General features: G+C 63.0%; 16 protein-coding genes. 9 read left to right on the forward strand and 7 right to left on the reverse strand.

All coding sequences use genetic code 11. The features are described from left to right. Positions 1-68: 68 nt before the first annotated feature. Positions 69-383 (reverse strand): co-chaperone GroES, encoded by a 315-nt coding sequence (locus ACH79_RS27710; protein WP_161853762.1) that lies wholly within the window; start codon positions 381-383, stop codon positions 69-71. A gap of 383 nt (positions 384-766) precedes the next feature. On the opposite strand from ACH79_RS27710, the gene ACH79_RS27715 reads away from it, so the two are divergent. Both ACH79_RS27715 and ACH79_RS27720 read left to right on the forward strand, forming a co-directional pair. Beyond that, complete coding sequence (locus tag ACH79_RS27715; protein WP_057833772.1) at positions 767-1,054, forward strand: usg protein; 288 nt, start codon at positions 767-769, stop codon at positions 1,052-1,054. Between the two features lie 149 nt (positions 1,055-1,203). Next, positions 1,204-1,752 (forward strand): cupin domain-containing protein, encoded by a 549-nt coding sequence (locus tag ACH79_RS27720; RefSeq protein WP_161853763.1) that lies wholly within the window; start codon positions 1,204-1,206, stop codon positions 1,750-1,752. Between the two features lie 139 nt (positions 1,753-1,891). Here ACH79_RS27720 and ACH79_RS27725 read toward each other — a convergent pair whose 3' ends face one another. After that, entirely contained in the window at positions 1,892-3,142 is a 1,251-nt protein-coding gene (locus ACH79_RS27725; protein ID WP_161853764.1) for a NupC/NupG family nucleoside CNT transporter, read from the reverse strand. A 111-nt stretch (positions 3,143-3,253) separates the two neighbouring features. Between ACH79_RS27725 and ACH79_RS27730 the strand changes: the two genes are divergently transcribed. Further along, on the forward strand, positions 3,254-4,477 hold the full coding sequence (locus ACH79_RS27730; protein WP_161853765.1) for an MFS transporter: 1,224 nt from the start codon (positions 3,254-3,256) through the stop codon (positions 4,475-4,477). A 130-nt stretch (positions 4,478-4,607) separates the two neighbouring features. On the opposite strand, the gene ACH79_RS27735 is transcribed toward ACH79_RS27730, so the two are convergent. After that, a complete protein-coding gene (locus tag ACH79_RS27735) occupies positions 4,608-5,372 on the reverse strand; it encodes an SDR family oxidoreductase (RefSeq protein WP_161853766.1) in 765 nt (254 codons plus the stop codon). A 14-nt stretch (positions 5,373-5,386) separates the two neighbouring features. Next, positions 5,387-6,145, reverse strand: coding sequence for a proteasome-type protease (locus ACH79_RS27740; protein ID WP_161853767.1), 759 nt, complete (start codon positions 6,143-6,145; stop codon positions 5,387-5,389). Between the two features lie 131 nt (positions 6,146-6,276). Here ACH79_RS27740 and ACH79_RS27745 point away from each other — a divergent pair, with 131 nt between their 5' ends. The 3 genes from ACH79_RS27745 to ACH79_RS27755 all read left to right on the forward strand — a co-directional run bounded on the left by ACH79_RS27745 (position 6,277) and on the right by ACH79_RS27755 (position 8,332). Beyond that, complete coding sequence (locus tag ACH79_RS27745; RefSeq protein WP_161853768.1) at positions 6,277-6,486, forward strand: hypothetical protein; 210 nt, start codon at positions 6,277-6,279, stop codon at positions 6,484-6,486. Continuing rightward, complete coding sequence (locus ACH79_RS27750) at positions 6,483-6,662, forward strand: hypothetical protein (protein ID WP_161853769.1); 180 nt, start codon at positions 6,483-6,485, stop codon at positions 6,660-6,662. The genes ACH79_RS27745 and ACH79_RS27750 overlap by 4 nt, the downstream gene beginning before the upstream one ends. A gap of 62 nt (positions 6,663-6,724) precedes the next feature. After that, entirely contained in the window at positions 6,725-8,332 is a 1,608-nt protein-coding gene (locus ACH79_RS27755) for an ABC transporter substrate-binding protein (protein ID WP_161853770.1), read from the forward strand. Positions 8,333-8,478: 146 nt separating this feature from the next. Here ACH79_RS27755 and ACH79_RS27760 read toward each other — a convergent pair whose 3' ends face one another. The 3 genes from ACH79_RS27760 to ACH79_RS27770 form a co-directional block, all read right to left on the reverse strand. After that, a complete protein-coding gene (locus tag ACH79_RS27760; RefSeq protein WP_161853771.1) occupies positions 8,479-9,321 on the reverse strand; it encodes a transglutaminase family protein in 843 nt (280 codons plus the stop codon). 112 nt (positions 9,322-9,433) lie between these two features. Then, positions 9,434-10,378, reverse strand: coding sequence for an alpha-E domain-containing protein (locus ACH79_RS27765; protein ID WP_161853772.1), 945 nt, complete (start codon positions 10,376-10,378; stop codon positions 9,434-9,436). Positions 10,379-10,394: 16 nt separating this feature from the next. Continuing rightward, entirely contained in the window at positions 10,395-11,813 is a 1,419-nt protein-coding gene (locus ACH79_RS27770) for a circularly permuted type 2 ATP-grasp protein (RefSeq protein WP_161853773.1), read from the reverse strand. Positions 11,814-12,033: 220 nt separating this feature from the next. Here ACH79_RS27770 and ACH79_RS27775 point away from each other — a divergent pair, with 220 nt between their 5' ends. The 3 genes from ACH79_RS27775 (at position 12,034) to ACH79_RS27785 (ending at position 14,069) form a co-directional block, all read left to right on the forward strand. After that, entirely contained in the window at positions 12,034-12,771 is a 738-nt protein-coding gene (locus tag ACH79_RS27775; protein ID WP_161853774.1) for a molybdopterin-binding protein, read from the forward strand. A gap of 67 nt (positions 12,772-12,838) precedes the next feature. Next, on the forward strand, positions 12,839-13,330 hold the full coding sequence (gpt, locus tag ACH79_RS27780) for a xanthine phosphoribosyltransferase (RefSeq protein WP_161853775.1): 492 nt from the start codon (positions 12,839-12,841) through the stop codon (positions 13,328-13,330). Between the two features lie 124 nt (positions 13,331-13,454). Continuing rightward, entirely contained in the window at positions 13,455-14,069 is a 615-nt protein-coding gene (locus ACH79_RS27785) for a hypothetical protein (protein ID WP_161853776.1), read from the forward strand. The last annotated feature ends 34 nt before the right edge of the window (positions 14,070-14,103 follow it).

The raw sequence follows: 14,103 nt of genomic DNA on the forward strand, positions 1-14,103 counted from the left end.
TTGTTTCTCACCCTGTCGGGGAGGCGCCTTGCGGGCGCTCCTCAGGGTGAGCGTGGCAGGCGAAGGGCTTAAGCGGCCTTCTTCTTGGAGGCGGGGACGTCGAGCACGCCCATGACGTCGGACTCCTTCATGATCAGGAGATCTTCACCGTCGATCTTGACCTCGGTGCCCGACCACTTGCCGAACAGGACGCGGTCGCCAACCTTGAGATCGATCGGGATCAGTTTGCCGGCCTCGTCACGGCCACCCGGGCCGACGGCGACGATTTCGCCCTGGGAAGGCTTTTCCTTGGCACTGTCCGGAATGATGATGCCGCCAGCGGTCTTCTCTTCGGCGTCGATGCGCTTGACCACGACGCGGTCGTGAAGCGGACGGAATTTCATGCAGTCCTCCTAAGTTTCTGAAGATGTTATCAGAATTGGAAATTTTGGCAGTCCGAGCCAGCGAGTGCTAACTCGGCTGCGACTGATTTAGGCCAGTCTTGTTCGGGGGACAAGGGTGTCTAGCAGAAAAATTGGCACTCAAATATGACGCCTGCCAATTTCATTAATCATGATTAATCGGGGCGCGGAATCCCGGGGCCCCGTTATTAGCAGATGCGGTAAGCTGCTGCTAACGCGTGAATTTTCAACAGTTCGTTAAACATTTAGACTTGTGATGGGTTGGTATCGTGCGTCACATTTCTCTCATGTGAGCGCATCTCCGCCGGGGTGGCTCGGTGTGTGGCCACCCACGTGAAATGCGCTTCCAGCAATGGAGGTTTGGCATGGTCTCGCGGGTTGGAGTTGCTTCCGACGACTTCCGGAAGCAGGTGCTGGGTTACGGGCTGACGACGGCGCAAATTCTGTACCGGATGCCGGATCACCCCTCATTGCTGCAGACCTATGTCTGGCAAAACTACGATCTGTTTCCGAAATTCCCCGCGCTCAAGGATTTCCTCGCCTTCTGGCAGGAAAAGCTTGATGGCCCGCTGTTTTCCGTCACGGTTGCGCATTCCAGGCTGATCAAGCCGGCCGAGCTGCGCGCGGTCGATGGCGTGTTCAGGCTGCATTGATTGAGGTGCCGCAGGGTGGGCAAAGGCGCTTGCGCCGTGCCCACCATCTGACACTCAGCTCGCGATGGTGGGCACGCTGCGCTTTGCCCATCCTACGAAATCCGATTTGTGTTAGCCTCCCGCCACAAACAAACAAAAGGGAGGCACCGATGGCCAAGAAGAAAGTCGCCTCACGCGCCGCGGCGCAGTCCGCCGTAAGGAAGAAATGGTCAGGCCACAAGACGGCGGCCAAGTCCTCGGCTCGCAAGACGATCAAGTCGAAGGCGAGGGGCGCGTCTGCCGCAAAGGCAAAGCCAGTCAAGAAGGCGCGGCCGAAGCAAACCATCGCCATCAGCCATCACCGCGAAGAAGATTTCAAGGCTGACGGCCTGCGCACCTACGCAAAATACCGCGACCTCGGAATTGCGGACGCTACCCACGGTCTGGCGCAGGCGCATGTGATCCGCTTGCAGGGTCCTTGTAATCCGGCGGAAGTTTCAAAACTGCACTACCACGACGTCGAATTCCAGATGGTCTACGTGCTCAAGGGCTGGGTGAAGACCTACATGGAAGGCCAGGGCGAGACACTGATGCAAGCGGGCAGCGCCTGGACCCAGCCGCCGCGCATCAAGCATCTGATCATGGATTATTCCGACGACGTCGAACTGCTCGAGGTGATCTTGCCGGCGGAGTTCAAGACGGTGGAATTGGCGAGTTGATTCCGTAGCCCGGATGGAGCCAACGGGTCGCGCGAATGCGCGCCCGATGACAGGCTCCGCGAAATCCGGGAACGTTGCGAGTGGTTGAACACGTGTCCGGGATTGCGCTGCGCTCCATCCGGGCTACGGGCTGATGAGCCTACGTCAACACCCCCACCATCGCGCCCATCAGGCACGTCGTCAGCGTACCTGACACAATCGACTTCAAGCCCAGCGCGTTGATTTCCTCGCGACGCTCCGGGGCCATCGTCCCGAGGCCGCCGATCATGATGCCGAGGCTGGCGAAGTTGGCAAAGCCGCACATCGCATAGAGCATGACCAGCCGCGAGCGCGGATCTAGCGCATCTGCGCCGAGCTTCGACAGTTCGACATAGGCGATCAGTTCGTTGAGGATGGTCTTGATGCCCATCAGGCTTCCGGCCGTGACGGCTTGCGGCCAGGGCAGGCCCATCAGCCAGCACACCGGCGCCATCAGGTAGCCGAGCAGCCGCTGCAGCGAGATTTTGGCGCCGCCAATCTCGGGCAACAGCCCCAAAATCGCGTTGGCGAGATAGACCAGCGCCACCAGCACCAGCAGCATGGCGACGATGTTGAGCAACAGCTCGAGCCCGGCCGTGGTGCCCTTGACGATCGCATCCATGGTGCTTGAGACGTGCATATCAGGATCTTCCAATGATCCTCCGGTGCGCTTGTCCGACGTCTCCGGCACCATGATCAGACTGATCAGGATCGCGGCCGGCGCGCCGAGCACCGATGCAATGACAAAATGCGCCGCCGCATCCGGGATCAACGGCGCAAGGAACGTGGCGTAGAGCACCAGCACCGTGCCGGCGATACCGGCCATGCCGCCGGTCATCACCAGAAACAATTCGCTGCGGGTGAGCTGCGCCAGATAGGGGCGGATGAACAAAGGCGCCTCGACCATGCCGAGAAAGATATTCGCCGCGGCGGACAGCCCCACCGCACCGCCGACGCCGAGCGTGCGCTCCAATAGCCACGCCATACCGCGCACGACCGGCGGCAGCACCCGCCAGTAGAACAGAAGCGTCGTCAGAACGCTCATGACCAGCACGATCGGCAACGCCTGAAAGGCCAGGATGAAATCCGCGCCCGGCGCCTTGAGATCGAAGGGAAGGGCGCCGCCGCCTAGATAGCCGAACACGAAGGAAGTGCCGGCGCGGGTAGCCGCCGAGATCGTGTTGACGGCGTCGTTGATGGCGCCGAACGCCTTGGCCACCGGCGGCAGCTTGAGCAGTACCAGCGCGGTGACGATGGTGACGGCCAGGCCAACCGCGATTTGCCGGATCGAAACCGCGCGGCGGTTCTCGCTGAGCGACCATGCGATTGCCAGCAATGCCAGCACGCCAAACGCCGATTGCAGTTGCAGCATGAATCCCCCGAAACCCCGGCAGCGATTATGCCAGCGCCGCAGGGCCGCGCAATGCCGTGTTGCGGGGCTGCCCGTTGACATCTGCATCGCGCTCGGCCACCCCGTCTGCCCATGTCCTCGACGATGCCGGTGGGCGCCCGCGAACTGCTCAGGCACGCCCCGTTCCTTTATTTCCTGCTGTCCCGCAGCCTGTCGCGCTTCGCCAGCCAGATCGCGGCGGTCGCGATCGGCTGGCAGATCTACGATCTCACCGGCAGCGCCTTCCAGCTCGGCATGGTCGGGCTGGTGCAATTCCTGCCGACGGCGCTTTTGGTTTTCGTGGCCGGCCATGCCGCCGACCGGTTCGAGCGCAAGCGGGTGGTGCAGCTTTGCCAGCTCGCGGAAGCGGCGACCGCGCTGTTCCTGGCGGTCTCGACTTTTGCCGGATGGCTCAATGAGGTGCAGATCTTCATCGCCACCTTCGTGATCGGCATCGCCGGCGCCTTCGAGAGCCCGGCAACGGCGGCGCTGCTGCCGCTGATCGCGCCCAGAGGCTCGCTGCAGCGCGCGACCGCGATTTCCTCCGGCGCGGCCCAGGTCGCGACCATCACCGGCCCCGCGCTCGGCGGTCTCGCCTACGTCTTCGCGCCGAGCCTGCCGTATCTTGTCATCGTCATCTTCTGGCTGATGGGCGCAGTTCTCACCGGCTTCATCCGCGCAGAGAAGCAGGACGTTTCGAAAGAGGATACGACAGCGGATGATGTGTTTGCCGGCGTCCGCTTCATCCGCAACAATCCGGCGATCCTCGGCACCATCTCACTCGATCTGTTCGCCGTTCTGCTCGGGGGCGTAACGGCGCTGCTGCCGATCTATGCCCGCGACATCCTGCAGACCGGCCCGCTTGGCCTCGGCGTCCTGCGCGCCGCGCCCGCGGTCGGTGCGCTCCTGATGACCGCCTATCTCGCGCGTCACACCATCAATCGCCATGTGGGATTGCGGATGTTCCAGGCCGTGATCGCGTTCGGCGCGGCGACGGTGGTGTTTGCGCTGTCGCAATGGATGTGGCTGTCGGTACTGGCGCTGGCGATGCTGGGCGCCGCCGACACGATCAGCGTGGTGATCCGCTTCTCGCTGGTGCAGCTCGCAACGCCCGACGAGATGCGCGGCCGGGTCGGCGCGGTGAACTTTCTCTTCATTAACGCCTCCAACCAGCTCGGCCAGTTCGAGAGCGGCGTCACCGCGGCGCTGTTCGGCACCGTGCCGGCCGCCGTGCTCGGCGGCGTCGGCACCATCGCGATCGCGCTGCTCTGGATGAAGCTGTTCCCGGCGCTGCGGAAGGTGGAGAGGCTGGAGTAGGGCGCTCGCGTCCCTCAGTCGTCATTGCGAGCGAAGCGAAGCAATCCATTGCGCCACCACGTGCGGAGGCGTGGATTGCTTCGTCGCTTCAGCGCAAAATTGCTTTCTCCTCGCAACGACGGCTGTGGAATCAGCCCCGTCCCACGAACGGCATCTTGGTCGCCATGACAGTCATGAACAGCACGTTGGCATCGAGCGGCAGGCCCGCCATGTAGGCCACCGCATCGCCGACCGCCTTCGCGTCCATGCGCGGTTCGTGCTTCATCGTGCCGTCGGGCTGCATCACGCCGGGGCCGGCGACCATGCGGTCGGTCATCGGCGTTGCGGCATTGCCGATGTCGACCTGGCCGACCGCGATATCATACATGCGGCCGTCGAGATTGCTCGCCTTGGTCAGGCCGGTGATCGCGTGCTTGGTCGACGTATAGGCGGCGGAGAACGGCCGCGGCGCATGCGCCGAGATCGAGCCGTTGTTGATGATGCGGCCGCCGCGCGGGTTCTGGTCCTTCATGATGCGGAAGGCGTGCTGGGTGCACAGGAAGGGGCCGGTGAGATTAGTGTTCACCACCGCCTGCCACTGCTCCAGGCTGAGGTCCTCGAAATTGACCGGCGGCGCGCCCATGCCGGCATTGTTGAAGAGCACGTCGAGTCGGCCATAGGTGTCCTTCACCTTGGCGAACAGCGCCGCGATCGAATCCGGCTTGGTCATATCGGCGGAAACGCACATGCTCTTGCCGACATTGTCGCCGAGCTTCTTGGTTTCCTCCAGCATCTCCATGCGGCGCCCGGCCAGCACCACGGTGTAGCCAGCGTTCATCAGCGCCAGCGATGCCGCGCGTCCGACGCCGGTGCCTGCACCGGTAACGAGCGCGATCTTGTTGGTTGTGTCGGCCATGTTTTTCCTCGCCTTTACTTCTTTGCTTCTGTTTCGGATTTGTAGGGTGGTCTGGGAATATTCTGGTGTGCCGCGCGCAGCGCCGCCGACCAGCGGGAGCGCAGATCGTGGAAATAGGGCTCGCCCGCCTCGATGCGGTGGTTGAGATCGGCCTCGCAGGCATCCGTGCGCACCACCAGCACGTCGATCGGCAGGCCGACGCCAAGGTTGGAGCGCATGGTCGAATCCATCGAGATCAGGCCGGTCTTCAGCGCCTCATACAGTTCGACGTCGTAATGCATCGCGCGGTCGAGCACCGGCTTGCCGTATTTGTGCTCGCCGATCTGCAAATAGGGCGTGTCGGTGGTGCATTCGATGAAATTGCCGGCGGTATAGACCATGAACAGCCGCATCCGCGAGCCCTTGATCTGCCCGCCGAACAGGAAGGAGACGTCGAAGGAGACGTCTTCGGATCGCAGCGCCGGGCCTTCGGTGGCGTGGACCTGGCGGATCGCGCGCCCGATGCGCTGCGCCGCCTGGAACATGGTCGGCGCGTTCATCAGCGTCTCGACCTCGCCGGTGGTGGCGTCCTCGATGCCCTCGGTCAGGGTCGACAGCACCGACTGGCTGATCGCCAGATTACCGGCGCTGGCGATCGCCATGATGCGCTCGCCGGGCTTTGAGAAAATATGCAGCTTGCGGAAGGTCGAGACGTTGTCGAGGCCGGCATTGGTGCGGGTATCCGCGATCATGACGAGGCCGTCCCGCACCAGAATTCCGCAGCAATAGGTCATTCCGAGTCCTCGACGCGTCGTTTTTCGGCGGCCAAACTAGTAGCCAATTTCGAGGGGCCATCCAACCCCAATTCCCCGTGGCGCGGCATCCGCCGGGCGGGTAAAACCTCCAGGGCGAGGGTAGGGAACGCATGCGGAAATCAGCTCTGATCGGCCCGGTCGCGGCCATCTGCTTGCTGGGTAGCGCTGGCGCGCAGGCAGGTCCCTGGGAAGACGGCATGGTGGCCTACAACCGCGGCGACTATGTGCCGGCGATCCGGCTGTTCCGTCCGCTGGCGGAAGCGGGCAATCCGAAGGCGCAAACCCAGATCGGACGATGTACCGCAAGGGCGAGGGCATGACGCCAAGCCCGGCCCGCGCCTTCATGTGGTTCAGCGTCGCAGCCAAACGCGGCGACGCAAAGGCGAAGGCCGCTCTGCGCGAGGTTTCGAAGGCCATGACGCCCGCGGAGATGTCGCAGGCCGAGGCCATGGCGCAGGCCTGCGAGGCCTCGAACTACCGAAGCTGCGAGTATTGATTACTCCGGCCGCCTCCGGCAGTCTGGCTGTTCGACAAGAACAAAAAGATTGGGAGACCACCATGCGCGCCACGCGGTCGTTGCTCAAACCCGTCGCATCCATCGCGCTGCTTTGCATCGCATTGGCCGGCCCCGCCGCAGCGCAGAAAAAGGGCGACACGCTCCGGCTCTATCACAATGACAATCCGCCCTCGACTTCGCTGCATGAGGAGGCGACGATCGCCTCGGTGACGCCGTTCGCGGCGATCTTCAACAATCTCGTGGTGTTCGATCCCGCCAAGGTGCACGAGAGCATCGACACCGTCATTCCCGACCTCGCCGAAAGCTGGTCGTGGGATTCCACCAACACCAAGCTGACGTTCAAGCTCCGACAGGGCGTGAAATGGCACGACGGCCAGCCGTTCACGGCCAAGGACGTGCAATGCACCTGGCGGATGCTGATCGGGAAGGGCGGCGAGACTCAGGACTTCAAGCGCAATCCGCGCAAGGTGTGGTACACGAAGCTGCAGGACGTCACGGTCAACGGGGATCACGAGGCGACGTTCGAATTGAGCGAGCCGCAGCCCAGCTTGCCGGTGCTGCTCGCGAGCGCGTTTTCGCCGGTCTATCCCTGCCACGTGCCGCAGCAGGTCATGCGCACCAAGCCGGTCGGCACCGGGCCGTTCAAATTCGTCGAGTTCAAGCGCGGCGAGTCGGTTCGCCTGGTGCGCAATCCCGACTACTGGAAGAAGGACCGCCCGTATCTCGACGAGATCACGTTCCGGATGATCGACAGCCGCGCGACGCGGATGCTAGCCTTTGCCACCGGCGAGTACGACCTCACTTTTCCCTCCGACGTCAGCATTCCCCTGATGAAGGACGTGAAGGCGCGTGCGCCGCATGCGATCTGCGAGATGACGACGACGGGAACGCAGATCAATCTGATGGTCAACCGCGTCAATCCGCCGTTCGACAATCCGGATATCCGGAAAGCGATGTCGCTGGCGCTCGACCGCAAACCCTTCAACACCATCCTGATGGAAGGATTGGCGCGGATGGGCGGGGCGATGCTGGCCAAGCCCGAGGGCGAGTGGGGTATGCCGCCGGACATGGTGTCGTCGCTGACAGGCTATGGTCCCAACGCCGAGAAGAATATCGCCGAGGCGCAGGCGATCATGCAGAAGCTCGGCTATAGCGACGCAAAGCCGCTGCAGATCAAGATCCAGACCAGGAACCTGCCGACCTATCGCGATCCCGCCGTGATCCTGACCGACCAGCTCAAGAAGATCTACATCACGAGCGAACTCGACATTCTCGATACGCCACGTTGGTACGCGCGGCTCGCCAAGAAGGACTATACGATCGGGCTGAACGTGACCGGCGTCAGCGTCGACGATCCCGACGGCAACATCGTCGAGAATTACTCCTGCAAGTCGGAGCGCAACTACACCCAGTACTGCAACGCCGAGGTCGACCGGCTGCTGGCGGCGCAATCGAGCGAGCTCGACCGCGAAAAACGGAAGAAGATGGTCTGGGAGATCGAGCGGCTACTGGTCGAGGATGCGGCGCGGCCGATCATCCTGCACTCGTCGGCCGCCAATTGCTGGCAGCCTTACGTAAAGAACTTCCAGCCGCACGCCAACAGCCAGTACAACAATCTGCGGTTCGAGGATGTCTGGCTGGACAAGTGATGGCGATTCCGCCGTCATTGCGAGCGAAGCGAAGCAATCCATCTATCCCCGTGCTGAAGCGTGGATTGTTTCGCGGAGCCTGTCATCGGGCGCGCATTCGCGCGACCGTTGGCTCGCAATGACCGGGATAGGCCTGTAAATTAATCTTACGACTGCGACTGGCTCTGCCACTGTCCCGGTCGCCCGGCCTGTTCGACCTTGACCGCGACCGTCAACGTCTCTGTGCCGCCGCCATAGCGGGTGCCGCGCACCGGCGCGGCGCCGAGGTAATCGAGCCCGGTCGCGACGCGGGCATGGGCGTCGGTGGTGCAGATGCCGTTGGCGGCATCGAATCCGACCCAGCCCAGATCAGGTACATATGCCTCCGCCCAGGCATGGCCGGCCTGCTGGTGCACGGTGCCGTCGGAGCGCAGGAAATGCCCGGAGACGAAGCGCGCCGGCACGCCGCCGGAGCGCGCGCAGGCGATGAAGATGTGCGCATAGTCTTGGCAGACGCCGCGCTTGAGCGCGAAGGCTTCCGCCGCCGAGGTGCCCGAATTGGTCGGGTCTTCGTCGAAGATCATGTGCTCGTTGATCTGCACCATCAGCGCATGCAGGAAGCCGAGCACGTCGCCGTCGGACTCCGAACGCATCTCGCGGGCGAACGTCGCCATCGCCGGGTTGACTTCGGTCAGCGCGGTCGAGCGCAGGAATAGGCTCGGCGGAAAGCGCTCGTCGGTGCCGCGCAGCACGCCGCCGGTGTCGTGGGTCTCGATCAGCCCCTCGACCTGGATGGTGAGGTCGGCGATCGGACCATGCGTTAATACATGGGTGACGTTGCCGAACGCATCCTGATGCGTGTCGAGCCGGGAATCGGTCGAGACGTCGATCTGCCATTCGGCGACGTACTGCCCGTCATGGCTGCCGGGCGTCATGCGCAGGATCTGGATCACGCCCGAGGCCGGGGGCTCGTAGCGATAGCTCGTGGTATGGGCAATTCGCAGGCGCATTGGATATCTCTTCTTTCGCGCCGTCATTCCGGGGCGATGCGAAGCATCGAACCCGGAATCTCGAGATTCCGGGTCTGGCGCTTGCGCGCCATCCCGGAATGACAGTGCTTGGTTAGATCAAATACTGCCTGGTGATGATCTCACCCAGCCTTGAATTGTCCGCGATGAATTCCTGGATGAATTCATGCACGCCGTGCTGGAAGATATCGTCCATATGGCTGTGTTCAAGGCGGTTTCGCACCCCGCGGGCATGCCGCTGAGAGGCGCCCTGGCGGCCATAGGCGACGCCGATCTGGTCAAGATTGCGCACCAGATTGCTGTAGCAGCTCGCCAGCGAGCGCGGGAGCGTGTCGTTGAGGATCAGGAGGTCGGCGATCAGCCAGGGTTTCAGCGTCTCGCGATAGACCCAGTGATAGGCCGTCAGCGCCGACACCGAGCGCAGGATCGAGGTCCACTGGTAGTAATCCAGCGGTCCCCCGACATGTTCTTCCTCGGGCAGCAGTACGTGATACTTCACGTCGAGAATGCGGGCGGTGTTGTCAGCGCGCTCCAGATGTAGGCCGAGCCGCGAGAACCAGTAGGCGTCGTTGCGCAGCATGGTCCGGTAGGCCGAACCGTCGAACCGCAGTGAAGTCTCCTGCACGAAACGGAGAAACCGCGCCAGTTCCTCGCGGCTGGACGTGCCTTTGCCCCAGACTTCCTGCAATTCGATCCAGGCCGAATTGATGGTGTCCCACATCTCCGATGTCAGTGCGGTGCGGACCGAGCGCGAATTGAGCCGCGCTGCCTCGATGCAGTTCTTGATCGAGGAGGGATTGGCGGGCGAGAACGCCAGATACTCGACGACGTTCTGCTCGTTGGCCTCCTGATAGGTCTCGTAGAAGCTGGTGCTGACACCGGCGGTCAGGAGCGCCGATTCCCACTCATTGGTCTTGCCGATATAGGCGGCGGGCAGGGCGGTGACACGCAGCGTCGCGTCGATGGTGCGCGCGATATATTCGGCGCGTTCGACATAGCGGGCCAGCCAGTACAGGTTTTCGGCAGTGCGCGACAGCATACGTGAAATTCGCTCTCTATTCGTCCAATATCCAGGTGTCCTTGGTGCCGCCGCCCTGGCTCGAATTGACCACCAGCGAGCCTTCCTTCAGCGCCACCCGCGTCAACCCTCCGGGCACGATGGTGACGTGCTTGCTGCCGGTCAGCACGAATGGCCTGAGATCGACATGGCGCGGCGCGAGACCGGCCGCGGTGCAGGTCGGGCAGGTCGACAGCGCCAGTGTCGGCTGGGCGATAAAACCCTCGGGCTCACGCTTGAGCTTGTCGCGGAACGCCTCGATGGTCGCCTTGGTGGCGGCGGGGCCGATCAGCATGCCGTAGCCGCCGGAGCCGTGGACTTCCTTGACCACCAGCTCGCTCAAATTGTCGAGCACGTAGGCGAGGTCCTTCGGCTCGCGGCAGCGCCAGGTCGGCACATTCTTCAGGATCGGCTCCTCGCCGAGATAGAATTTCACAATCTCCGGCATGTAGGAATAGATCGCCTTGTCGTCGGCGATCCCGGTGCCGACCGCGTTCGCCAGCGTGACATTGCCGGCCGCATAGGCCGACATCAGGCCGGGCACGCCGAGCGCCGAGTCCGGGCGGAAGGTCAGGGGGTCGAGGAAATCGTCGTCGACGCGGCGGTAGATCACGTCGACGCGCTTCAGTCCCTCGGTGGTGCGCATGAACACCTCGTCGTTCTTGACGATGAGGTCGCGCCCTTCGACGAGCTCAATGCCGAGCTTGTCGGCAAGGAACGAGTGTTCGTAATAGGCGGAGTTATAGACGCCGGGCGTCATCAGCGCGACCGTCGGCTCCGCCGAGGCAGACAACGGCGCGACCGAGCGCAGCGCTGACAGCAGTTCGTCCGGATAGCGTTCGACCGGAGCGATGCGGTGGCGGGCAAACAGGTCTGGAAACAGCCGCATCATGATTTCGCGGTTTTCCAGCATGTAGGAGACGCCGGAGGGCGTGCGCGCATTGTCCTCCAGCACGATAAAATTGTCGGCGTCGGTCCGGACGATGTCGATGCCGGCGATGTGCACGTAGACGTCGTGCGGCACGCTCTGGCCGTTCATCTCGGGCCGGAAGACCGGGTTCTGGAAGATCAGGTCGTCGGGAATGAGGTTGGCGCGCAGGATGTCGCGGCCGTGATAGATGTCGCGCAGGAACATGTTGAGCGCGCGGACCCGCTGCTTCAGGCCCTTTTCCAGAACCGTCCATTCCTTGGCCGACATGATCCGGGGGATGACGTCGAAGGGGATCAGCCGTTCCTGGGCTTCGGCGTCGCCATAGACGGCGAAGGTGATGCCGATCCGGCGGAATAAGAGTTCCGCCTCCTGACGGCGATATTCCAGGGCGTCCGGAGGCGTCTCCTTCAGCCAGCGGGAGAGCTCCCGATAGGCCGGGCGCAGGTCGCCGCCGGGCCCGTTCATTTCATCAAAGGCAACTGCCATAGATCCTGACTATCTCTCGAAGCCATGCGGCACAGTGCATGACTTCACGGGATGGTAGCAAGGCTCGGGCCAGCGCGATATGCATTGGCTCGCGGCATTTCGTGTGGGCGGCCGGCCGCGCTGCCCTAAAAAAAGGCTGCCGGGTGCTTATTTCGGCAGCAAAGCCCCGTGACTTCAAAGCGTTGCTTGCGCAAAGTACGGGGACAGGTGAGGGGAAGTCATGAGCGAGATCGTCACGGCGGGTATTCTGGTCATTGGCGACGAGATCCTGTCCGGCCGGACCAAGGACAAGAACATCGGCTTCATCGCCGAATACCTGACCAATATCGGCATCGACCTCAAGGAGGTCCGCGTCGTCGCCGATGACGAGGCCGACATCATCGCCGCCATTGATGCACTGCGGAATCGCTACACCTATGTCTTCACCACCGGCGGCATCGGACCGACCCATGACGACATTACAGCCGACAGCGTCGCCAAGGCGTTCGGCGTCGGCATCGATCATCATCCGGAGGTCGTGGCGCGCTTTCGCGAGCGTTGGAGCGAGCAGGATCTGAACGAGGCCCGGCTGCGCATGGCCCGCGTGCCCGACGGCGCCGAACTGATCCAGAGCGCCACCATCCTCGCGCCCGGCTTCAAGCTCGGCAACGTCATCGTGATGGCCGGCATTCCCTCGATCATGCAGGCGATGATGGATATCGTCTCGCCCAAGCTGAAATCGGGCGTGCGGATGCTGTCGGACTCGGTTCGGGCCAACGCGCGGGAAGGCGATATCGGCGGGCCGCTGCGGGACATCGCCAATGCCCATCCCGACACCATCATCGGCAGCTATCCGTTCATGGACGAGGACAAGAAGCCGAACACCAATCTTGTGGTCCGCTCCCGCGATCCCGAAAAGCTCAACGCCGCGATGACCGCGGTGAAGGAGATGCTGGCGGGATTGAACGTCCCGCGGTAGCGACGCGAGTGATCCGGTTTCGAAAGCTACGGAGAACAACAGTGACAAATCGTTCTGGAGCGCGCTCGTGACGGCGCCGCCGGAGAAAGCCTTTCCGGTTTCCTGGGACCAGTTTCACCGGGATTGCCGGGCGCTGACCTGGCGGCTCAACGAGGTCGGGCCGTTTCATGCCATCATCGCGATTACCCGCGGTGGGCTGGTGCCGGCGGCCATCGTGGCGCGCGAACTCGGCATTCGCATCATCGATACCGTCTGCATTGCCAGCTATGACCACACCAGGCAGGGCGACCTGCAGGCGCTCAAGGGCATTTCGGCCGACGTGGCAAAGCTCGGCGGCGGGACCGGAAAGGGCCTGTTGATCGTCGACGACCTCGTCGACACCGGCAAGACCGGACGGCTGGTGCGTTCGATGATGCCGGACGCGCATTTCGCGGCCGTCTATGCCAAGCCACAGGGCAAGCCACTGGTTGATACGTTCATTACCGAGGTGTCGCAGGATACCTGGATCCACTTTCCCTGGGATACCGCGCTGTCGTTCCAGCCGCCGATCCGTCCGTGACGGCAGGGATGTGATCTAGCCGTCATTGCGAGCGAAGCGAAGCAATCCATGCCGCCGCGGAAAGATGGATTGCTCGTCGCTTCGCACCTCGCATTGACGGTGGCGGCAATAGGTTGAGCCTTTCATGCCCCTGCAAAACCGCGTCACACCCACGGGCGACATCATCGCCACCCCGCACCGCGGCCTGTTCACCGGCAATCGCGGCATCATCCACGATCCCGCGACAAAGACGTTATTGAAAAAACGCTGGTCGAGCCCCGCCTGGATTACCTGCCTCTGCGAGTTCAGGGGCTGGCGGCGGCCGGTGATGGGCCGGCGGAGCTGGACCGAGCTGTTCTTTCTCGACGAGGCGACGGCATTCGCCGCAGGCCATCGTCCATGCTTCTTCTGCCGCCGCGACGACGCCAACCGCTTCCGCGCGGCGTGGGAGGCGGGTAATGGCGTTTCGGATATTCGGGCGCGGGAGATGGACGCCGTGCTGCATCGGGATCGATTGGAGCGCGGCAAGAAGCGGCTGCACCCACTGCCCATGCCGCTAGAGAAGCTGCCAGACGGAGCGATGGTGCAGCAGGGGGCGGAGAGTTTTCTGATGGTGCAGGGCAGGGCGCTGCAATGGTCGATGGCGGGTTATAGCGGAATAGATGGCGCGATCGAGAGCGCGCTGTTGCTGACGCCGCCATCGACGCTCCGCGCGCTCAGTGCCGGATATCGCCCGGTGCTACATCCGAGCGCGAGTTAGTTAGAAGGCGATGCCGCTTGCGCGGTCCGCTCTC

This window comes from Bradyrhizobium sp. CCBAU 051011, from assembly GCF_009930815.1.
Lineage (GTDB): Bacteria > Pseudomonadota > Alphaproteobacteria > Rhizobiales > Xanthobacteraceae > Bradyrhizobium.